Raw genomic sequence first — 19,636 nt, 5'->3', positions numbered from 1 at the left:
AGCACTGCTTTTCGACGATTCCACGCCCCCGGCAGCCAAAACGTGGGAAGTGATGTCGCACCCCGGCGTTATGGTGGTGGACAACGATTTAGCTATAGAAGGGGTCAGCCACATGTTCGAGCGGTTTACCGACCGGGCCCGTCGCGTCATCGTCCTGGCGCAGGAGGAAGCGCGCGCGCTCAATCACAACTACATGGGCACCGAGCACATCCTGCTCGGCCTGATTAAGGAAGGCGAGGGCGTCGCCGCGAAGGCCCTCGAATCCATGGGTATCAACCTTGAGGATGTGCGCCGCGAGGTCATCGACATCATTGGCCACGGCACCCAGCCGGTCACCGGTCACATCCCGTTTACCCCGCGTGCCAAGAAGGTTCTGGAGCTCTCCCTGCGTGAGGGTCTGCAGATGGGCCACAAGTACATCGGCACCGAGTTTTTGCTGCTCGGCCTGATCCGTGAGGGCGAGGGCGTTGCGGCGCAGGTGCTGATCAAGCTCGGCGCTGACCTGCCGCGTGTGCGCCAGCAGGTTATCCAGTTGCTGTCTGGTTACGAGGGCGGCGAGGCGCAGAATCCGGAGTCCCCGCAGCAGGGCGGCGGCCCGGGCTTCGCAGGTGCGGGTGCTGGTGGCAACCGTGCAGGTGGTGGCGGCCCGCAGGGCGGCGAGCGTTCCAACTCGCTCGTACTCGACCAGTTCGGCCGTAACCTCACCGCAGCTGCCAAGGAAGGCAAGCTCGACCCGGTTGTGGGCCGTGACAAGGAAATCGAGCGCGTCATGCAGGTCCTGTCGCGCCGTACCAAGAACAACCCGGTGCTCATTGGTGAGCCGGGCGTCGGTAAGACCGCGGTCGTGGAGGGCTTGGCGCTCGACATTGCGAACGGCAACGTCCCGGAGACCCTGAAGGACAAGCAGGTTTACTCGCTGGACCTGGGCTCCCTGGTTGCAGGTTCGCGTTACCGCGGTGACTTCGAGGAGCGCCTGAAGAAGGTGCTCAAGGAGATCAACCAGCGCGGCGACATCATCCTGTTTATCGACGAGATCCACACCCTCGTCGGCGCCGGTGCCGCCGAAGGTGCGATCGACGCTGCTTCGCTGCTGAAGCCGAAGCTGGCTCGTGGCGAGCTCCAGACCATCGGTGCCACCACGCTTGACGAGTACCGCAAGCACATTGAGAAGGACGCCGCCCTTGAGCGTCGTTTCCAACCGGTGCAGGTGGACGAGCCGAGCATCGAGGACACCATCCAGATCCTCAAGGGCCTGCGCGACCGCTACGAGGCGCACCACCGCGTGTCCTACACCGACGACGCTCTGAAGGCTGCTGCGAACCTTTCGGATCGCTACATCAATGACCGTTTCCTGCCGGATAAGGCAGTCGATCTTCTCGACGAGGCCGGCGCCCGCATGCGCATCAAGCGCATGACCGCCCCGGATTCCCTGCGCGAGGTCGACGACCGCATCGCCGAGGTCCGCAAGGAAAAGGAAGCGGCGATCGACGCCCAGGACTTTGAGAAGGCAGCCAGCCTGCGCGAAACGGAGCGCAAGCTCACCGAGGAGCGCGCCGCGAAGGAGAAGAAGTGGCGCTCGGACGACCTCGAGGACATCGCCGAGGTTGGCGAGGAGCAGATCGCTGACGTGCTGGCCAACTGGACCGGCATCCCGGTGTTCAAGCTCACCGAGAGCGAGTCGAAGCGCCTGCTCAACATGGAAGGCGAGCTGCACAAGCGCATCATCGGCCAGGACGAGGCTGTTAAGGCTGTGTCCCGTTCCATCCGCCGCACCCGCGCAGGTCTGAAGGATCCGAACCGTCCGTCCGGTTCGTTCATCTTCGCTGGCCCGTCCGGTGTGGGTAAGACGGAGCTGTCGAAGGCGCTTGCAGAGTTCCTCTTCGGCGACGACGACTCCCTGATCCAGGTGGACATGGGCGAGTTCCACGATCGCTTCACGGCGTCGCGTCTCTTCGGTGCCCCTCCGGGATACGTCGGCTACGAAGAGGGCGGCCAGCTCACCGAGAAGGTGCGCCGCAAGCCGTTCTCGGTCGTGCTTTTCGACGAGATCGAGAAGGCCCACAAGGAGATCTACAACACCCTCCTGCAGGTGCTGGAAGAAGGTCACGTCACCGACGGCCAGGGTCGCAACGTGGACTTCAAGAACACGGTGCTGATCTTCACCTCGAACCTGGGTACCTCCGACATCTCCAAGCCGGTCGGCCTGGGCTTCACCGGGGATACCGCTGCGGATTCCGAGGCGCAGTACGAGCGCATGAAGGGCAAGGTTCACGACGAGCTGAAGAAACACTTCCGTCCGGAGTTCCTGAACCGTATCGACGAGATCGTCGTGTTCAAGCAGCTCTCCCAGGAAGAGATTGTCCAGATGGTGGACCTGCTCATCGCTCGAGTGGACAAGAACCTGGCCGCGCAGGACATGGGCATCGAGCTCACCGAGAACGCCAAGAACCTGCTTGCAGTCCGTGGTTTCGACCCCGTGCTGGGTGCACGTCCGCTGCGTCGCACCATCCAGCGCGAGATCGAGGACATCCTGTCCGAGAAGATCCTCTTCGGCGAGATCGGTGCCGGGGAGATCATCACCGTGGACGTCGAGGGCTGGGACGGCGACGTGGAGACGGCCCGCAAGGATCGCGGCAAGGCCGCCCCGGATGCGACCTTCACCTTCACCCCACGTCCACGCCCGCTGCCAGCGGAGGCCTTCGACGTCGAGCTGGAAGAAGAGGTCCGCGACATCGAGCCGGAGCGCACCCAGCCGGAGTCCGAAGCCTCCGAATACCCGGATGAGCGCGACACCGCAGACGATCAGAAGGACAACGAAGGCAATGAGGGCAACGGCCCCGAGCCGGTGTAACCCCACCAGGCGGCTGCGCCACCGAGCACGCCAAGGATGCCGAGGACTAACGCGGTGATCTCCACCGCGTCAAGCCCCTCCACCACCTCATATGCAGGATGGTCGGAGGGGCACACCCGTTTCATAGGCTGTTCTGCGAAACGATCATCCATCCACGCAATCGCATTATCGGCCTGCAAAAGCAGGGGAGCGGCATGGCCCGAACCAGGAACGCGTGGCGTCAACTGCAGACGCCCCGACGACAACGGTTGCGTCGGCGACCCCGGAACCACCACGCGTCGGTACTCCACCTGCGCACCGACGGCGCAATAGTCCTCTGCCAGTTGGGTGGCTTGCGGCTCCGGAACGAGGTCGTCGTCGGCATTCGTCATCACCATGATCGGCGCAGACGGCGCGACGGTGCCCATTTTGTTCAGTTCCAGATACTTCGCCAGCCGCTCATCCGAGTGCACCACTTCAGCGAACGAGTTGCCTGCGGTGAACAGTGTGGAAGGGTCGGCTGGCGCAGACAACGAGGCGTCGACCACACACGAGGTTTTCAGTCCTTCGAGCCAGACTTTGCCCTCGTCGGTGAGGTGTTCCTGCAGGGCCTCGCCGAATTCCGGGTAGCTTTCGGAGTAGCTCGCAGCGGCAAAACCGGCCACGGCGGTGAGCATCGGTGCGGTACCTTGCTCCAGCACACCCAGCGGGTCGGCTGGCGGGGCGCCGGAGAACGTTCCCATCACGTTGAGTTCGGGGGCGTAGTCGGCGACGAGTTCCGCAGCGGCCGCGGCAGCGCCACCGCCTTGGGAGTAGCCCCAGAAGCCCACTTTTTGGTTTGGTTTTGCAACGGCGCGGGCGGCGTCGATAAGCGCATGCCCCTGATCCACCCTGTTCAAGTAGGTGTGCAACCCATCGGTGCCCAACCCGATGTAGTCGGTGACCACTACGGAATAGCCGGCATCCAGCAGCTTCTGTACCAGGGGCGCCTCATAGTTAATGTTCACGGTGCCGTCTTCGATGCGCACCAGCATGGACGAGCCTGCCGACGGCGCGCACTGATCACCCAGACCACGCGTGCCCGGTGCGAGCGCGATGAGTCCCTTCGCGCGGCGATGCTTGTAAAACGCCCCAGTCACCGCGACCTTCTCGCCCTTGTCATTCGTGGTGGTGTAGCGGATGCGCTGGCCGGTCGACCCTGGCACCCGCTTCACCGCGTCGAGGGAACCCGCCTCGCTACCTGGTGCGCCGGCCAGTGGTTTCCACGATGACTCCGGAAGCGACGACAACGACGACGCGTCGCGTACCACCTCGAGTGTCGACGACCCCACCGACGACAGCGACGACAACGACTCCGCGCTCAGGTCCGCAGCCTGCGCGGATGGGGCCAATAACACCGGAATGAGCAGGGAGCACCAACGTTTTTGCATGTACAGCAGTGTAAACTGCCGGCTATGGGATTCCAGTTTCGTAAGCGCCAGAAGCTCAGCAAGGACAGCTGGCTGAATTACTCCGGTTCGGGCGTTTCCGCCTCCAAACGCGTCGGGCCAGTGACCATCAACTCGCGTGGCGGCGTGTGGATCAAGCTGCCGGGTGGGCTGACCTACCGCGGTAAGTGGAAGTAACCGCGCTCATCCTGTTCAGCGAGGCCGTCCTCCAACAGTGAGAACAGGGCGCGTGAGCGTTGGGCGTCGTCGGGCCAGACGGCGTCGATAATCGCCTGCTCAACCGGCGAATCTGCCTCGCGCAGTACCTTCATAATCTTGCCACGCACCTGCCTATCCGTGCCCTCAAAACGTTGCGACGGCCGCCGCTGCCCCTCCTCAGGCGCCGGCCTGCCCGCCGCCAACCAGGCACAATCCTGCGCAACCGGGCACGCATCGCACTTCGGCGCCTTCGCGGTGCACACCAGCGCACCAAGCTCCATCAGGCCGACCGAAAACTCGGGACCGTTGTCCTCCGGCAGCAGGTGCGCAACCTCCTGGATTTCCTTCTTCCCCGGCACCCCCAGCGCCTGGCCGCGCTCCACACGCGCCACCACGCGACGCACATTCGTGTCCACAACCGGCACGTTCTTCCCGTAGGCGAAACACGCCACCGCCCGCGCCGTGTAGTCCCCAATGCCAGGCAGTGCCAGCAGCGCGTCCACATCGTCCGGCACAACGCCGCCATGCTTGTCGACGATCACCTGCGCGCACTCCCGCAACCTCAACGCCCGCCGTGGGTAGCCGAGGTTGGCCCAGGCGCGCAGGATGTCGTCGATACGCGCCTGCGCAACATCGTGCGGAGTCGGCCAGCGCTCAATCCACTCCAACCAAATGGGGGCAACGCGCTCCACCTGGGTTTGGTGGCTCATGACCTCGCTGATCAGCACACCCCACGGTGACGTACCCGGTTTGCGCCACGGCAAATCCCGCGCGTTGGCGCGATACCAATCAACTATCTGATTTGGGCGAATATTCTGCACAATGCGTGCCACAATAGCCGGTATGACTAATGCAACAGAGCTCCAGGCCGCTACCTCCCCGCGCGAAGTGTGGGACCTGCTTCGCGCAGGCAACGAGCGATTCGCCACCGGCAACACCGTCGCCCCGCACCGCGACGCCGAAACACTCCAGCAGCTCACCTCCGGCCAGAACCCAGCCGTATGTGTCATCGGTTGTTCTGACTCGCGCGTGCCCGTCGAGCTGCTTTTCGACGCCGGCTTCGGCGACATCTTCGTCATCCGCACCGCCGGCGGCTGCGTCGACTCCGCTGTCTCCGCATCCGTGGAGTTCGCCGTCGACGGCCTCGGCGTGGACCTCGTGCTGTTCCTCTCCCACGAAAAGTGCGGCGCTGTCGGCTCCGCAGTCCAGGCGTTCGAGTCCGGCGAGATCCCGCACGGCCTGACCCGCCTGTTCGTCGAGAAGATCGCCCCATCCATCGTCGAGGCCGAAAAGCGCGGCGAACAGGTCGAGCAAGCCCACGCCCGCCACGGCGCCGAGCACTTGGTCGCCCGCATCCCCGCCGTTGTTGCTGGCTTGAGCAAGCGCAGCATCGGTGTGGTTGGCGCGCGTTACCGTCTGTCCGACGGCCGTGTCGAGACCACCTACGAAAACTTCGGCGATTAAGTTATAAGCATGTCGAACCAGCGCCCATTGCCCCCGGAGATCTACATGCGTCGCCGCGTCGCGGCCCTCGTCATCCTCCTCGTGGTTGTGGCGTTGCTGGTCTGGGCGCTTTCCGCCATGGCCCGCAGCGGCGGATCCGGATCGGATGGGGCAACCGAAACCTCCACCGAGCAAACCGTGAACCCGACCGTGGCTACCGAGCCGACCGTCGCCGCGCCTGAGGAATCTACGTCTGAGACTGCGTCCGCATCCCCGTCCGAGGAACCTTCCAGTGTTGAGGCCGCACCGGCCCGCACTGGCGCATGCGAACTCAAGGACCTACGGATCAAGGCGTTGCCGAACCAGCCGTCCTACGCCGCAGGCACCGAGCCGGTGTTCTACATGGAAGTGGAAAACCCGACCGACACCGACTGCGTCATCGACCTTGACGAGAACATCCTGCGCTTCGAGGTGTACGACATGCGTACCAACGAGCGCATGTGGGCAGACACCGACTGCTACCAGCCCGTCGTGTCCGGCACCCAGACCTACAAGGCGGGGGAGAAGCAGGGCTACCAGGCTCGCTGGTCCGGCACCGTATCTCAGCCGGGTAAGTGTGATGACCGTCCCGCGATCGAGCCGGGGTCCTACTTCCTGCACACGGTCATCGGCGACAATGCTTCGGAAGCAGCCCCCTTCAACATCACCTAGTTTCTTGTAGTTATTTAGCTAACAGCGCGATCGCCTCCCCGAGCGTAGAGACCTGACTGACCCGCATTCCCTCGACCGGTTCGAGTTCTCCGCTGGGCACGATCGCGTTTTCGTATCCCAACCTCGCCGCCTCCTGCAGGCGGCGTCCGAGGTTAGGCACCCTTCGTAGTTCACCCGCGAGGCCCACTTCGCCGATGACCACAGTCTTCGGCGGCAGCGGTGTTTCGTGCAGGCTCGACCATGTAGCCAGCGCGACCGCAAGATCCGTTGCTGTTTCGGTGATCTTCACACCGCCAACGGTTGCTACGTACGCGTCCTTGTCATTCGTGCGCTGCCCGCAGCGTGCCTGCAGGACAGCGAGCACCATCGGCACCCTGTTGAAATCCAAGCCCGTGACCACGCGTCGCGGGCTCTTATTCACCGGATCGACGGTAAGTGCCTGGACTTCCGCCAGCATCGGCCGGACGCCATCCATCGCCACCGTGACCGCAGAACCGTCCGGAGTCTTCCCGCGGTGAGAGAGGAACAGCCCCGATGGGTCCGGTACCTCCCGGATGCCACCAGCGGTCTGCTCGAAGCACCCCACCTCGTCCGTCGCCCCGAAGCGATTCTTAATGCCACGCAGCATGCGTAACGACGACTGCCTGTCACCCTCAAAGTTCAACACCACATCCACCAGGTGCTCGAGCACGCGCGGGCCGGCCACGTTGCCGTCCTTAGTCACATGCCCCACCAGGATGATCGGCAGGTTCGTCGTCTTCGCCAGTGTGGTCAGCGCAGCCGTTACTGCGCGGGACTGCGCCACGCCACCCGCAACACCCTCCACACCCGCGGCGTGCATGGTCTGCACCGAATCCACAATGAGCAGCGAGGGGTTGACCTGCTGGACGTGGCCAAACACCACGTCGAGGTTCGACTCCGCCGCCAAGTACAGCGTGTCTTTCAGAGCATCGGTGCGCTCAGCACGGGCACGGACCTGGCCTGCAGATTCCTCAGCAGTCACGTATAGCGCCTTGCGGCCATCCATCGCGGCCCACCGCGATGCAACCTCAAGCAACAGCGTCGATTTACCCACGCCCGGCTCACCGGCCATCAGCACCACCGACCCCGGCACCACACCGGAACCCAACACCCGGTCGAGTTCCCGGATGCCAGAGGGCAACGTGCGCGTCGCAGTCGCGTTCACCTTCGTGATCGGGGTCGCGGGCGACGTCGGTGTCAGCGCAGATGTCTTTACCGGACCTGCGGAAACCGCAGCCGGCGCTTCTTCTTGCAACGTTCCCCACGACCCGCACTCAGGGCAGCGGCCGAGCCACTTCGGGGAAGAGTAGCCGCATTCGGAGCACGTGTGGATCACGCGAGGTTTCTTAGCCATGTGCGACACCGTATAACACGCACACGACACGGAGCCTGCAAGTGTTCGAAAAGTGTTCGAAAACGAAAAGGCCGCTGGTTAACCCAGCGGCATGTGTTCGTCGATAAGCGAAAAGCTCTTAGTGCTTCGCGCCAGTCTCGCGGTCAACCTGGCCCGAAACGAGGTGCGGGGCAGACACGGTAGCCACAACGTCGATGGAGCCGGTGTCAAAGTTGAACGTGACCGGGACGTTGCCACCGTACGCGAAATCGTCGTTAGCCAGCGAGGTAGCGGTGTAGCTGATGCAGTTCGCGTCATCCTGCGGCAGGCGCTCGAGGCCCTCGGCGGAATCAGCAACCAACACGCAGTTGTACTTAATCGTGTTGTTGTTTGCGATCTTGACGGTGTTGCCACCAGCGGTGACGGACTTCAACGTGTGATCCGTCATGGAGGTGTCCTGGTTCGTCGCGGTGAACTTGAGGGCAGCCTTGCCGTCCTCAGCCAAGACGACGGTGACATCCTGCACAGCAACTTCGCCGTTCTCGGTTGCGGCGCTGGCACCATCCACAGCAGCGACCTGGTTCGAGGTCTGAGTAATCTGGCCAGCGGAGCAGCCAACAAGGGCCAAGGATGCGCAGCCAGCGGCAGCGATAACGGCTACCTGCTTCAGGGACTTCACGTGGGGTCCTCCATAGTCAAACGGTTTCGAAGGTTATTCTCTGGAATACTTTAGCGCCTAGACAGCAACTTTTCCCATTTTATCCCCTATTCGGAGCTTTGAAGGCGGTGGTAGGGTTGTGGGGTCAAAACTTCGCCGGGAGCACCAAGGAGCGTTTATGGAATTCAAGGTCGGAGAAGTGGTCGTTTACCCGCACCACGGCGCGGCGCGTATCGCCGACATCGAAGAGCGTGAGATGCGCGGCGAGAAGCTGGACTTCTTGGTGCTGCAGATTCTCCACTCAGACCTTGAGGTTCGCGTGCCCGTAAAGAACTCCGAGCTTGTCGGTGTGCGTGACGTAGTCAACGAGGAGGGCCTGCAGAAGGTGTTCTCCGTGCTGCGTGAGACGGATGTTGAGGAGGCCGGCAACTGGTCTCGTCGCTACAAGGCGAACCAGGAGCGCCTTGCCTCCGGCGACATTAATAAGGTGGCCGAGGTTGTACGTGACCTGTGGCGCCGTGACCAGGGCAAGGGTCTTTCTGCTGGTGAGAAGCGCATGCTTGGCAAAGCTCGCCAGATTCTCGTCGGCGAGCTCGCGCTTGCAGAGCCTGTCGATGAGAAGAAGGTCGAGGAGATGGAAGCCGAGATCCAGAAGATTATCGACGAGCAGGTCAAGGCCGGTATCTCCGAGGCGCCGGGCGATATTGACGCCGAAGATGATGTTGACCTCGACGAGCTTTCTTTCGACGACGAGTAAGACGAGCCCTTGGACCGCCGTGTCGTAGCGGTTGTTGCCGCAGCAGGTCAGGGCACCCGGCTGGGCGCTGAGGTGCCAAAGGCGTACGTCCCGTTGCGCGGGCGCACGCTTTTGGAGCGTTCCGTCACCGCGATGGAAACCTCCGAAATTGTGGACCAGGTAGTCGTCGTCATCAGCCCTGCCATGGAGGAGCACGCCCGTCAGTGCCTGCGGGGGCATGACGTGCAGTTTGTGCACGGCGGTGCGGAGCGCGCGGACTCCATCTACGCAGCGCTCGAAGCAATTTCGCTTGACGACGCCTGCGTGCTCGTCCACGACGCCGCCCGCGCCCTCACCCCTCCCGGCATGATTGCCCGCGTGGCCCGTGCCGTGCTCGATGGCGCGCCCGCGGTGGTGCCGGTTGTACCTGTCGCGGACACCGTTAAACAGGTCAGTGGGGGTGCGGTGAATGCGGTGGAGGCGACGCTGGACCGCAGCCGTTTGCGGGCCGCACAGACACCGCAAGGCTTTGACCTGCGTCAATTGCGTGCCGCCAACCGTGCTTACCTTGAGCGGTCGCCCGAGTTTGTAGCGACCGACGACGCGTCGCTGATGGAGTGGTTCGGGGTTCCCGTCACCACTGTTCAGGGCGATCCGATGGCGTTCAAGATTACCACCCCGATCGATCTTCGCCTGGCGAAAAGCATTACCGATGAGGCCGAGCCGACCGTGTTCGAGATCCCCGGCAACTAGCTAGAGTGTTCGAACGAATTATCTAAAAAGTTTCGAAAAACCCTTGCATTGTCGCGGTGGTGGCATGTATGTTCGATTGAAAGATCGAAAGGGGGGACAATGTCTACCGGATACTTCGCCACAGAACGTCAGGGTGACCAGATCAGCGTCGCAGGTCAAGCGATGCGAGACGCGGAATACAGTATCTTTCACGCTTACGCTGAGCCCGGTGCGATTATCGACGACTTCGAACTGGTAAGCCAGCGCATCGCAAGCGCCGCCGGCCGTACCGTGAGCTGGGCTGAAAGCGGAATTCTTGGGTATAGCGTCTTGGCAGACCTGCCGAAACTACGCCAAATGCAGGCTGATATGCGACGGCTAGATATCACGCGCCTTAGCGCAATCGAGACCGTGCTAAACCGGTTGAACGATCTCGCCACGCCCGAAGTGTTGGCTGAGTTCGACGACTACCTAGTCAAGGTGTTCACGCCGCGTTCCGCCGGGATGGAGTTGCCATCGGCGACGTCGCTAAAGCGCCGCCTGCGTGATCGGATTAAGCAAGTCGATGCGAAGTTGGCACCAAGCCCGAAGAAAACGAAAGCTCGCAAGAAAGCAAAAGATGCGCCATTCGGCACCTGCCAAGGCGTGTTCTATGGCCAAGACGACGGGGACGCCGGTCTGAATATCTCTGGCGACTCGGCAACGATTGGCCTGATGGATATGTATGTCGGTGCCGTCGCGAAGGAACACAAGCTCAGTCGTGACGATGCACTGCAGATGATCCTCACCGGCCAGCAGCACTCGTCGATTCAGTTGGTGCTGCACGTGTTTTCGCCGAAGACCCCAGGCGCCGGCTACTTCGTTCCCGGCTTCGGCTGGTCGGGGGCAGACGGCACGGAAATCATCGACGCGCTCAAAGAAACCGCCAAGGTGAAGGTCATCGACCTCGACGAGGCTGAACATGCCGAGACCGACGCCTATGTGCCCACCGAAGCAATGAAGGCGTTCGTGCAAACCCGCGACGGTACCTGCCGTTGGCCGGGTTGCAACGTTGCCGCGAGGCGCTGCCAGCTCGACCACCGCATTCCCTACGGCAACGGCGGCAAAACGACGCCGTCGAACCTGTTCTGTCTGTGCCAGCGTCACCACAACATCAAGACGGACCGCCGCGCTACCTATGTGGTCGATCACGTCACGGGCGAAGTCGTCTGGCTTTTCGATGACGGCACCTTCCAGGTCAGCGAACCCGACGGCTTGATCGTCGAGTATCTCGCCGAAGGTGAAAACCCGCGGTGGAAGTCCACTCTGGAACAGCGTCGGAAGCGGCGCCGCGACAGTGCGGAGTTCAACGCCCGGTGTCACTCGGCGGTGGAGCAGTACGAAAAGGACTACGACTGGGAAGCCTGCGTGGAAACGATCACCACGCTGGAGGATAAGTTTGGCCGCAAGTTCGAGTATGCGCCGGAGAAGATGCCGGAGATTACGCCGGAACTCCTCGCCTCGCTGAAGAGACACCTGCGCGACCTCGAACTGGAGCGCGAGGGCTTCGAAGAATACGACTCGGCGTCCCCGGAGTGGGTAGTGTTCAGTCCATGACGAATCTGCGAGTTGGTACTGCCTTCGATGCCCATCAGATCCAGGCCGGGAAGGAGTGCTGGATCGCCGGAATTCTGCACGAGGGCCAGGATGGTTGCGAAGGTCATTCAGATGGCGATGTTGTCAGCCACGCGATCGTGGACGCGGTGCTGTCGGCGGCGGGCCTTGGGGATCTCGGCTCGTTCGTCGGGGTCGGCCGCCCGGAGTATGATGGGGTCCGAGGGGTGCAGTTGCTCGAGGAGCTCCGTGCGCTTGTCGACGACCACGGCCACACCGTCGTCAATGTTTCTGCACAAATGATTGGGCAGACCCCGAAGATGGGCCCGGTGCGGGAGGAAGCGGAGCGGGTGTTGTCGCAGGCTTTGGGTGCTCCGGTGTCGGTGTCGGCGACGACGACGGACCACATGGGGTTCACTGGTTCGGGTGAGGGCCGGGCGGCGATTGCCACTGCGTTGGTGGAATTGAACGGCAACGTAGGATAAACGGCGTGAATCAACGTATTTTCGACACCAAGACCCGCACGCTGCGAGACTTCGAGCCGGTGAATCCTGGCCACGTTTCGATTTATCTGTGTGGCGCCACTCCGCAGGCGAAGCCGCATATTGGCCACCTGCGTTCGGGTGTTGCGTTCGATATTGTTCGTCGCTGGTTTGCGGCGAAGGGCAACGACGTCGCGTTTGTGCGCAACGTTACGGATATTGACGACAAGATTCTCGCCAAGGCAGACGAGCACAATCGCCCCTGGTGGGAGTGGGTGTCCACGTACGAGCGTGAGTTCACCCGTGCGTACGACACGCTTGGTGTGTTGCCGCCGTCGGTGGAGCCGCGGGCGACTGGGCATGTGACGCAGATGGTCGATTACATGCAGCGCCTGATTGATAACGGCTACGCCTATGCAGCGGACGGTTCGGTGTACTTCGACGTCGACGCTTGGGTGAAGGCGGGCGGCGATTACGGCTCGATTTCCGGCAACAAGGTTGAGGAGATGGAGCAGGGGGAGACGTCGAACGCGGGCAAGCGTGGCGCACGTGATTTCGCGTTGTGGAAGGCGGCGAAGCCGGGTGAGCCGAGTTGGCCGACCCCGTGGGGCGATGGGCGTCCGGGGTGGCACTTGGAGTGCTCGGCGATGTCCACGTGGTACCTGGGTGGCACGTTTGACATCCACGGTGGTGGCCTTGACCTGCAGTTCCCGCACCACGAGAACGAGCAGGCGCAGTCGCATGCGGCGGGCGATGATTTCGCGCAGTATTGGATGCACAACCACTGGGTGACCATGGCTGGCGAGAAGATGTCGAAGAGCCTGGGCAATGTGCTGTCCATCGACAACATGCTGGAGGAGGTGCGCCCGGTGGAGTTGCGTTACTACCTCGGGTCGGCGCATTACCGCAGCGTGTTGGAGTATTCGCCGGAGGCGCTCAAGGAAGCTGCGGCCGGCTTTAGGCGCATCGAGGAGTTTGTGAAGCGCGCAGGTATGCCGGAGCCGTCGACGTGGACTGAGACATTTGAGCAGGCGCTTAACGACGACTTCGCCGTCCCGAAAGCCCTCGCAGAAATCCACAACCTTGTGCGCGAGGGCAATAAGGCAGCCGATCCGGCCCCGATCGCGGCGCAGGTACGTGCGATGGCGGCGGTGTTGGGTGTTGATCCGGGGGCGTGGCCGTCGTCGTCAAGCAATGGCAATAGCAAGGCATTAGACGTGCTGGTGGAAGCTGAACTGGAACGCCGTGCGACCGCGCGTGCGGAGAAGGATTGGGCCACGGCGGACGAGGTGCGCGACCGGTTGGCGCGTGCGGGAATTGAAGTGACCGACACGGCCGAGGGGCCGCAGTGGCAGGTAAAGGAGTAGACGATGGCGAAACCGTATCAGCGTCGTGACGTACAGAAGAAGAACAAAAAGGGTCCGACGAAGGGCTCTGGCGGGCAGCGTCGCCGTGGACTGAAGGGCAAGGGTGCGACGCCGAAGGCTGAGGATCGCGTCTACCACGCGGCGCATAAGCGCAAGTTGGAGCAGAAGCGCCGCGCGCAGGGCCGGCACGACCGTGAGGTGGCGGATCTGGTGGTGGGCCGCAACCCGGTCATTGAGTGTCTGAAGGCGAAGGTGCCGTCGGAGGCGTTGTTCGTCGCGCAGGGCACCGGCCACGATGATCGTCTGAGCGAGGCCGTTGCGCTGGCGAACAGCAAGAACATTCCGGTGCAGGAAGTGCCGCGTCAGCAGTTGGATGCGATGACCGGTAACGGCCTACACCAGGGCATTGGGTTGAAGATCCAGCCGTACAAGTACGCGGACCTGGATGACCTGCTGGAGTCGGTGGATGGCCCCGGCATGTTTGTGGTGCTGGACAACATTACGGATCCGCGCAATCTTGGTGCGGTGATTCGTTCGACTGCGGCGTTCGGTGGTAACGGCGTGATCATCCCGGAACGGCGTTCGGCGCAGGTCACGGGTGTGGCGTGGCGGACGTCGGCGGGTACGGCGGCGCAGTTGCCGGTGGCGCGCGTGACCAACGTGACTCGCACGGTGAAGAAGTTCCAGGACAACGGCTACACGGTCGTCGGCCTGGATGCGGGCGGCGAGCACACCCTGGACACGTTTGACCAGGCCACGGGCCCGGTAGTGATCGTGGTTGGCTCCGAAGGCAAGGGCATTTCACGCCTGGTGCGCGAGAACTGCGACGTCATCATGTCGGTGCCGATGACGGATTGGGTGGAGTCCCTCAACGCGTCGGTGGCGGCGGGCGTGGTGCTTAGCGAGTTCGCTCGTCAAAGAAGAATCGCTGAATAACCTCACCGCCGGTGATCTCGTCGGTGCCGGGCCCAAGCCGCGCGTCGAGCGTTTTGGCTACCGGCACCATGTGGCCGAAGCCGTCGATGGTGATGAGGCGGACGGGGGCGGGGCCGTGCCAGTCGTCGATACGCAGGGCACCGCTTGTCGACGACCCCCGCCACCCACACGAGTTGAGTTCCGCAAAGAACTGCGCAGAGTTGATTGCGGAACGGGTCTGGCCACGGTTGTTGCCGCCGATCCCGGCTTCGCCGCCGTTGTAGGGGACGAGCGGGTCGGCGGTGCCTTGGACGGAAACGAGCGGGGTGGGCTGATAATCGGAAGTGCCAACACACGTGTTGGATTCGACGGGCATGGAGGCGCCGAAGGTGGCGGCGCCGTCGAGGAGGCCGGGGGCGTCGAAAAGGAGGCGCATGACCATTTGGCCGCCGTTGGAAAAGCCGATGCCGATCACGCGACGCGGGGCGTGGTGTGCGATGACCTTCCGTAGGAATCCGACGTCGTCGATGTTCAGGCGGCGTGCGGACTCGTTGAAACCGGTGCGCAGGTCGTTGAAGTGGTGCTCCACACCGTCCGGGTAGGCCACGGTCGCGCCGAGGGCTTCAAAGGTGCGATCCGTGAAGTTGCGCATCACGTTGCCGGATTGGCGCGAGCCGTGCAGCACCAGCAGGAGCGTGTCGGGGTCGCCTTCGACGGCGGTCCAGGTGCGAGTGCGTCCCTGGTGCTCTAGCGAGAGGCGTTCCATGCTTCCCTTTCGTCGGCGAGTTCCGCCAAGAGCTCAGCCATGGCGTCAACATCTGCGACGCGACGCGACGCCAGCGAGGGTTTGTCGCCGACCTTTACCGCCAGGTCGGTGGGGCCGAGGGCGGCGATGGCGGTTTCGTCGGTGTCGTCGTCACCCGCGAACACGGTGGCCGCGAAGTCACGTTTGTATTCAGCGAGCCAGGTGCCCTTCGTGATATCCACGGCCGAAAACTCCACCACGTTATGTCCCAGTGTGATCTTGCGGGCGGGCAGGGCAGCGGCGGCGTCGAGCATGTCCTGGGCCGCTTGCTTATCCGCGACCGGCGCCACGTGCAACACCCTCTGATACGGCTTCACCTCCACATAGGCGGGCGGGATGGCGATGTCGCGCAGTTGGCGTTCGATGTCGTCGAGGTGGGCGCGGGCGTCGTCGTCAAGCGTGGGCCCGGGCTCGGCACCGTGGGAGCCGACGAGGGTGACATTGAGGCCGGAAGGGAGGACCTGGCGCAGACCGTCGAGGTGGCGGCCGGACAGGATTGCAACCTCGGTGCCGGGGAGAGCAGCAAGGCGACGGATCGCGTCCTCGGCCGCCGGATGCATTGTGACCGCGTAGGGGTCGGGGTTGAGTTCAGCAAGCGTGCCGTCGAAGTCGAGGCACACCAACAACGTTTCGGCCTGAGCAATCACCATGTGCGCAGTTTAACGGCCGGGGCATCCACGGCGTCACTGAGCAGGGTGAGTACAAGGTCGGTATCGGTTGGGCGGGTGACGGTGAACTCGGTGTCGTCGTGAAGCAGGGGCGCCAACTGGTCGTGCATGTGGCGGGCCCAACCGGCGCAGTCGCCCGGGTCGCCGACCGTCACGTCGTGGAGGCGCACAGTGTCGTCGCCTTCAAACTCGCCGGACACTTCAGCGCAGCCGGTGGTGCCGGAAAACGACGAACCCGAAAAGGTGACGGATGCGCCGCCGGTATTGCGCGCGACGGGCGCCTCTGGGGCGGTGTACACGCCAACGACGTGCCACTGCTGCGGGCTGGAACACGCCGCGAGCAGCATCACCGGGGCGAGCAGCAGCGCGCGCTTCACAACGCCTCCAAGAAGTCCTGCGCCCAGCGGGTCACGTCGTGTTCCATGACCCAGTCGTGCATCGCCCGCATGCGTGCCGGGTCAGGGTCGGTGGCGGCCATAATCGCGGCTTTGACGGACCCGAGGTCGAACGGGTTGCACAGGTACGCCTGGTTGAGTTCGACTGCAGCGCCTGCGAACTCGGAAAGCACAAGCGCGCCGTCGCCCTTCGGGTGTGCGGCGACGTATTCTTTGGCCACGAGGTTCATGCCGTCCTTAAACGGCGTGACCAGCATGATGTCGGCCGCCGCATAAAAGGTACCCAGCTTGTCCTTGGACACCCCGCGGTGGATGTAGTGCACGACCGGGCGGCCGACCTGGCCGAAGCGGCCGTTGATACGCCCGATCGCCTGCTCAACTTCCGTACGGGTCTTGCGGTAGTGCTCGATGCGTTCACGCGACGGCGTAGCCAACTGCACCACGGCAATATCGTCGAGTTCGCCTTCCTCCAGCAGTTCCTCGACCGCCAGCAGTCGCTGCAGGATGCCCTTGGTGTAATCCATCCGATCCACGCCCAGCAGCACGTGCTTCGGGTTGCCGAGCGAATTGCGCAGTGTGCGTATCGACGACTCCGTCGCCGCCTGCACCTCATCCGCATCAATAGAAATGGGGAAGGTGCCAGTACGAATATCGGTGGTGAGCAGGCGGAAGTTCTCTTCGTCCGTGGTGCGCTGAAAACCGATCAGGTCGCAGCCGGACAGGCCGGAGAGGATCTCGTCGCGCCACGGCAACTGCTGGAACAGCGCTGGTGCCGGGAACGGGATGTGCAGGAAAAAGCCGATGGTTAAGTCGGGGCGTAGTTCGCGCAGCATCCCCGGTACGAGCTGAAGCTGGTAGTCCTGCACCCACACCGTGGCGTTTTTGCCAGCGGCTTTGGCGGTCGCCCGCGCAAACTTTTCGTTGACGGCGACATAGCGCTCCCACCACTCCTGCCTGTACTCGGGGGTGACGATGAGGTCGTGGTACAGCGGCCACAATGTGGAGTTGGAAAAGCCCTCGTAGAAGCCCTCGAAGTCGTCCTGGTCCAAGCACACGGGGACCAGCGAGATGCCGTTGAACTCAAACGGTTCGAGTTCTGCGCTGGTATCGCCAGGCCATCCCACCCAGCAGCCCCCACGGGAGCGCAGTACCGGTGCGAGGGCTGCGACTAAACCGCCAGGGGAGACCTCGTAATGGTCGCCCACCTTGTCTACAGGCAGGCGGTTGGCCACGACGAGGAACTCGTTGCTACCCATTAGGCCTTCTTGGCGGTCTTCTTCGTCGACTTTTTAGCAGTCTTCTTGGCAGCCTTCTTCACTGCCTTCTTGGTGGACTTTTTCTTCGTCGCCTTCTTCTTCGTGGCCTTCTTCTTGGACGCCTTCTTCTTCGTCGCCTTCTTCGGCGCTTCCTCTTCCGCTGCTTGCTCCAGGTCCTCGACGTAGCGCTTGTACACGAAGCCCTGCGGGGTGACACCCAGCATGGACATGAGCGTTACGCCGTCCAGGAAGTCCTCAGCGTAAGTGGCCACGATCCGACGGGCGCCCGACGCAGTTTGCTCCTCAACGGCATGCGTTTGTTCGGCGGTGGGGCGCGAATCGGTGATCTTAGGTGGCACTTGGGGGTTCCTCCTTGCAAGAACGACAGCTAAAGCCCCATCATTCTACGCCACCTGCTTAACGACGGCGCCGTACCCGACGAATCTGTTGGAAAGTCAGCCGGCCAGCGCGCCTAAACGCCTCGTACGGCACGTAGAGCTGTGGGGCACGGATGCGGCGGGCCAGCCACTCGCCGAACACCACGCCGCCGGCTAGGGCGAGGCAGGTGCCGATCGCGGTCAGTAGGTTCATCATGCCGAGCAGGAGCTGCTCGTTCATCAGTGCGTACATGCCGCGGTAGATCCACGAACCGGGCAGGAACGGGGTCACGCCGGCGACAGCAGTGATCACCGGGTTGATCAGGAAGCGACGGGAAATGAGACCGCCGGCCAAGCCGACGGCGACCGCACACGCCGCGATAGCCAACAGTCGGCCAGCGCCGAGCGGAGTGAGCACGATGTAGAAGATGAATGAACCTGTCGCTGCGGTGACGAAGGACAGCAGCACAGCGGCTCGTTCCGCAAAGCAACACACCGCAAAGGCAGCGGCCGCCATCGCACCACCGAAGGTGGTCAGCCACACGTTGTTGTACGCGGCATCAGCTGGGAGCACCTCGACTGGTGGCAGTGGCATCCCGACCAGCTCGGAAATCTGCACGCCAGCGGCGACGCCTGCGACGATGCCGCCGGTGCCCAACATGGCTTGGAAGAAGCGGGCGGAGGCGTTGACCATGGACCCGGTGACGCCGTCGAGAAGCGATTGCACCAGCGTCAAACCTGCAAGCAGGACGATGATGCCTGTTGCGATCAGCTGACTGGGGTTGATCGTGTGCCCGATCGAGGCGGAAAAGTCATAGGCGATTGCAGCGGGCAGCGTGGCGACGAACCCACCAATCACATTGTGAAAAAACCCGGGCAACCCGCCACGGGAGAGCAACTTGGAAAAGCCCATGATGAGAAACGCGGTCAGGCCGCCGAAGAACATGAGCAGCAAATCGCCGCCGAGCAGCATGGCGACGAAGAAACCCATCACAGTCCAGCCGGCCAAGTTGCGGGTGTTGCGGTAGGGGATGGGGGCGTTGTCGATCTCGTCGAGAATCTTCTCCGCCATCTCGGGAGGCGTCGCACCTGAGCGGATCGAGCGGATCAGGCGGTCCACTTCCTGCAGTTTGTGGTAGTTCTCGCTGATCATGGTGACCACGCGGAACACGTTGACTGGGGTGCGGTGGTCCACACCGATGATGGTGTTCAGCGTAATCGTGTTCACCGTGATGGATACGTGCACGTAGTGCAGGCCGTACGACGAACACACGGTGTGGATCTGCTTGATCGCATCCGCGGATGTAGTGGCGTTTGCGATGAGGATTTCCCCGATGCGGGCGGCGATGTTCATCACCGCGGCGACCTCCGTCGGGTCAGTCAGGTTGATCGGGGCGAGGACGGATGGGGGAGGAGAGGTGCGGGCAGCGTCGATCGTCGCTAAGCGTTGGCGCGAACCTCTGAGCTTTCCCCACAATCTCTTTTCCACACAGGCCACACTATCGGCTTGGCGGTTTTCGCGCGACCACGGGCTATGTGTAAGATCTAGCGCGTTGCTGGAGTGGCGCAATCGGTAGCGCAACGCACTTGTAATGCGTAGGTTGCGAGTTCAAGTCTCGTCTCCAGCTCGTGGGCCCCCTCGTCGATACGTATCGGCGAGGGGACATT

At 62.9% G+C, this 19,636-nt stretch carries 20 protein-coding genes and 1 tRNA gene; 11 read left to right on the top strand and 10 right to left on the bottom strand.

What is annotated here, in order from left to right; translation table 11 throughout:
* The first annotated feature begins 112 nt into the window (after positions 1-112).
* Entirely contained in the window at positions 113-2,851 is a 2,739-nt protein-coding gene (locus HMPREF2617_RS03060) for an ATP-dependent Clp protease ATP-binding subunit (RefSeq protein WP_070839830.1), read from the top strand.
* On the opposite strand, the gene HMPREF2617_RS03055 is transcribed toward HMPREF2617_RS03060, so the two are convergent.
* Complete coding sequence (locus HMPREF2617_RS03055; RefSeq protein ID WP_070839827.1) at positions 2,803-4,260, bottom strand: lipase family protein; 1,458 nt, start codon at positions 4,258-4,260, stop codon at positions 2,803-2,805. The two genes, HMPREF2617_RS03060 and HMPREF2617_RS03055, sit on opposite strands and share 49 nt — an antisense overlap.
* Before the next feature lie 24 nt (positions 4,261-4,284).
* On the opposite strand from HMPREF2617_RS03055, the gene HMPREF2617_RS11580 reads away from it, so the two are divergent.
* The gene (locus HMPREF2617_RS11580; RefSeq protein ID WP_083279432.1) at positions 4,285-4,455 is read left to right on the top strand and encodes a DUF4236 domain-containing protein; all 171 of its coding nucleotides are present in this window, start codon (positions 4,285-4,287) and stop codon (positions 4,453-4,455) included.
* Here HMPREF2617_RS11580 and HMPREF2617_RS03050 read toward each other — a convergent pair.
* Complete coding sequence (locus HMPREF2617_RS03050) at positions 4,434-5,186, bottom strand: HhH-GPD family protein (protein ID WP_371441286.1); 753 nt, start codon at positions 5,184-5,186, stop codon at positions 4,434-4,436. The two genes, HMPREF2617_RS11580 and HMPREF2617_RS03050, sit on opposite strands and share 22 nt — an antisense overlap.
* Before the next feature lie 133 nt (positions 5,187-5,319).
* Here HMPREF2617_RS03050 and HMPREF2617_RS03045 point away from each other — a divergent pair, with 133 nt between their 5' ends.
* Positions 5,320-5,940, top strand: coding sequence for a carbonic anhydrase (locus HMPREF2617_RS03045; protein ID WP_070422492.1), 621 nt, complete (start codon positions 5,320-5,322; stop codon positions 5,938-5,940).
* A 9-nt stretch (positions 5,941-5,949) separates the two neighbouring features.
* Complete coding sequence (locus tag HMPREF2617_RS03040; protein ID WP_070422493.1) at positions 5,950-6,630, top strand: hypothetical protein; 681 nt, start codon at positions 5,950-5,952, stop codon at positions 6,628-6,630.
* A 10-nt stretch (positions 6,631-6,640) separates the two neighbouring features.
* Here HMPREF2617_RS03040 and radA read toward each other — a convergent pair whose 3' ends face one another.
* Positions 6,641-8,005 carry a DNA repair protein RadA gene (gene radA / locus HMPREF2617_RS03035; protein ID WP_070450265.1) on the bottom strand — a complete coding sequence of 455 codons (1,365 nt, stop codon included), beginning with the start codon at positions 8,003-8,005 and terminating at the stop codon, positions 6,641-6,643.
* A 118-nt stretch (positions 8,006-8,123) separates the two neighbouring features.
* Positions 8,124-8,663, bottom strand: a complete 540-nt coding sequence (locus HMPREF2617_RS03030; protein WP_070422495.1) for a hypothetical protein — start codon at positions 8,661-8,663, stop codon at positions 8,124-8,126.
* 157 nt (positions 8,664-8,820) lie between these two features.
* Between HMPREF2617_RS03030 and HMPREF2617_RS03025 the strand changes: the two genes are divergently transcribed.
* The 6 genes from HMPREF2617_RS03025 to rlmB all read left to right on the top strand — a co-directional run bounded on the left by HMPREF2617_RS03025 (position 8,821) and on the right by rlmB (position 14,488).
* Complete coding sequence (locus tag HMPREF2617_RS03025) at positions 8,821-9,399, top strand: CarD family transcriptional regulator (protein ID WP_070422496.1); 579 nt, start codon at positions 8,821-8,823, stop codon at positions 9,397-9,399.
* A gap of 9 nt (positions 9,400-9,408) precedes the next feature.
* Entirely contained in the window at positions 9,409-10,131 is a 723-nt protein-coding gene (gene ispD, locus HMPREF2617_RS03020; RefSeq protein WP_070839824.1) for a 2-C-methyl-D-erythritol 4-phosphate cytidylyltransferase, read from the top strand.
* A gap of 99 nt (positions 10,132-10,230) precedes the next feature.
* A complete protein-coding gene (locus tag HMPREF2617_RS03015; RefSeq protein WP_070483425.1) occupies positions 10,231-11,706 on the top strand; it encodes an HNH endonuclease signature motif containing protein in 1,476 nt (491 codons plus the stop codon).
* The gene (gene ispF, locus HMPREF2617_RS03010; protein ID WP_070422499.1) at positions 11,703-12,188 is read left to right on the top strand and encodes a 2-C-methyl-D-erythritol 2,4-cyclodiphosphate synthase; all 486 of its coding nucleotides are present in this window, start codon (positions 11,703-11,705) and stop codon (positions 12,186-12,188) included. Before HMPREF2617_RS03015 ends, ispF begins: the two co-directional genes overlap by 4 nt.
* A gap of 5 nt (positions 12,189-12,193) precedes the next feature.
* Positions 12,194-13,552 (top strand): cysteine--tRNA ligase, encoded by a 1,359-nt coding sequence (gene cysS, locus HMPREF2617_RS03005; protein ID WP_083323179.1) that lies wholly within the window; start codon positions 12,194-12,196, stop codon positions 13,550-13,552.
* Between the two features lie 3 nt (positions 13,553-13,555).
* Entirely contained in the window at positions 13,556-14,488 is a 933-nt protein-coding gene (gene rlmB, locus HMPREF2617_RS03000; protein WP_070422501.1) for a 23S rRNA (guanosine(2251)-2'-O)-methyltransferase RlmB, read from the top strand.
* On the opposite strand, the gene HMPREF2617_RS02995 is transcribed toward rlmB, so the two are convergent.
* The 6 genes from HMPREF2617_RS02995 to HMPREF2617_RS02970 are packed head-to-tail and all read right to left on the bottom strand — an operon-like array spanning position 14,451 to position 19,457.
* On the bottom strand, positions 14,451-15,233 hold the full coding sequence (locus tag HMPREF2617_RS02995) for a CE1 family esterase (RefSeq protein WP_070839818.1): 783 nt from the start codon (positions 15,231-15,233) through the stop codon (positions 14,451-14,453). The two genes, rlmB and HMPREF2617_RS02995, sit on opposite strands and share 38 nt — an antisense overlap.
* The gene (locus HMPREF2617_RS02990) at positions 15,215-15,922 is read right to left on the bottom strand and encodes a trehalose-phosphatase (protein WP_070839815.1); all 708 of its coding nucleotides are present in this window, start codon (positions 15,920-15,922) and stop codon (positions 15,215-15,217) included. Before HMPREF2617_RS02990 ends, HMPREF2617_RS02995 begins: the two co-directional genes overlap by 19 nt.
* Positions 15,916-16,317, bottom strand: a complete 402-nt coding sequence (locus tag HMPREF2617_RS02985; protein ID WP_070816123.1) for a YajG family lipoprotein — start codon at positions 16,315-16,317, stop codon at positions 15,916-15,918. The genes HMPREF2617_RS02990 and HMPREF2617_RS02985 overlap by 7 nt, the downstream gene beginning before the upstream one ends.
* Entirely contained in the window at positions 16,314-17,591 is a 1,278-nt protein-coding gene (locus HMPREF2617_RS02980; protein WP_070839812.1) for an alpha,alpha-trehalose-phosphate synthase (UDP-forming), read from the bottom strand. The genes HMPREF2617_RS02985 and HMPREF2617_RS02980 overlap by 4 nt, the downstream gene beginning before the upstream one ends.
* On the bottom strand, positions 17,591-17,950 hold the full coding sequence (locus HMPREF2617_RS02975) for a hypothetical protein (RefSeq protein ID WP_070839809.1): 360 nt from the start codon (positions 17,948-17,950) through the stop codon (positions 17,591-17,593). Before HMPREF2617_RS02975 ends, HMPREF2617_RS02980 begins: the two co-directional genes overlap by 1 nt.
* 58 nt (positions 17,951-18,008) lie before the next feature.
* Positions 18,009-19,457 (bottom strand): threonine/serine exporter ThrE, encoded by a 1,449-nt coding sequence (locus HMPREF2617_RS02970; RefSeq protein WP_246821684.1) that lies wholly within the window; start codon positions 19,455-19,457, stop codon positions 18,009-18,011.
* Between the two features lie 66 nt (positions 19,458-19,523).
* Between HMPREF2617_RS02970 and HMPREF2617_RS02965 the strand changes: the two genes are divergently transcribed.
* Positions 19,524-19,596, top strand: a tRNA-Thr gene (locus tag HMPREF2617_RS02965).
* Positions 19,597-19,636: the final 40 nt, after the last annotated feature.

It is taken from the genome of Corynebacterium sp. HMSC070H05 (assembly GCF_001837615.1).
GTDB lineage: Bacteria > Actinomycetota > Actinomycetes > Mycobacteriales > Mycobacteriaceae > Corynebacterium > Corynebacterium coyleae.
Note: the sequence above shows the minus strand (reverse complement) of the source record. Positions and strands in the feature narration are given on the sequence as shown.

What these genes read in the sequence shown, in the direction of transcription:
- HMPREF2617_RS03060 (WP_070839830.1), top strand. Translation starts at nt 113, where the DNA reads ATGTTCGAGCGGTTTACCGACCGGGCCCGTCGCGTCATCGTCCTGGCG.
- HMPREF2617_RS03055 (WP_070839827.1), bottom strand. Translation starts at nt 4,260, where the DNA reads ATGCAAAAACGTTGGTGCTCCCTGCTCATTCCGGTGTTATTGGCCCCA.
- HMPREF2617_RS11580 (WP_083279432.1), top strand. Translation starts at nt 4,285, where the DNA reads ATGGGATTCCAGTTTCGTAAGCGCCAGAAGCTCAGCAAGGACAGCTGG.
- HMPREF2617_RS03050 (WP_371441286.1), bottom strand. Translation starts at nt 5,186, where the DNA reads ATGAGCCACCAAACCCAGGTGGAGCGCGTTGCCCCCATTTGGTTGGAG.
- HMPREF2617_RS03045 (WP_070422492.1), top strand. Translation starts at nt 5,320, where the DNA reads ATGACTAATGCAACAGAGCTCCAGGCCGCTACCTCCCCGCGCGAAGTG.
- HMPREF2617_RS03040 (WP_070422493.1), top strand. Translation starts at nt 5,950, where the DNA reads ATGTCGAACCAGCGCCCATTGCCCCCGGAGATCTACATGCGTCGCCGC.
- radA (WP_070450265.1), bottom strand. Translation starts at nt 8,005, where the DNA reads ATGGCTAAGAAACCTCGCGTGATCCACACGTGCTCCGAATGCGGCTAC.
- HMPREF2617_RS03025 (WP_070422496.1), top strand. Translation starts at nt 8,821, where the DNA reads ATGGAATTCAAGGTCGGAGAAGTGGTCGTTTACCCGCACCACGGCGCG.
- HMPREF2617_RS03015 (WP_070483425.1), top strand. Translation starts at nt 10,231, where the DNA reads ATGTCTACCGGATACTTCGCCACAGAACGTCAGGGTGACCAGATCAGC.
- ispF (WP_070422499.1), top strand. Translation starts at nt 11,703, where the DNA reads ATGACGAATCTGCGAGTTGGTACTGCCTTCGATGCCCATCAGATCCAG.
- rlmB (WP_070422501.1), top strand. Translation starts at nt 13,556, where the DNA reads ATGGCGAAACCGTATCAGCGTCGTGACGTACAGAAGAAGAACAAAAAG.
- HMPREF2617_RS02995 (WP_070839818.1), bottom strand. Translation starts at nt 15,233, where the DNA reads ATGGAACGCCTCTCGCTAGAGCACCAGGGACGCACTCGCACCTGGACC.
- HMPREF2617_RS02990 (WP_070839815.1), bottom strand. Translation starts at nt 15,922, where the DNA reads ATGGTGATTGCTCAGGCCGAAACGTTGTTGGTGTGCCTCGACTTCGAC.
- HMPREF2617_RS02980 (WP_070839812.1), bottom strand. Translation starts at nt 17,591, where the DNA reads ATGGGTAGCAACGAGTTCCTCGTCGTGGCCAACCGCCTGCCTGTAGAC.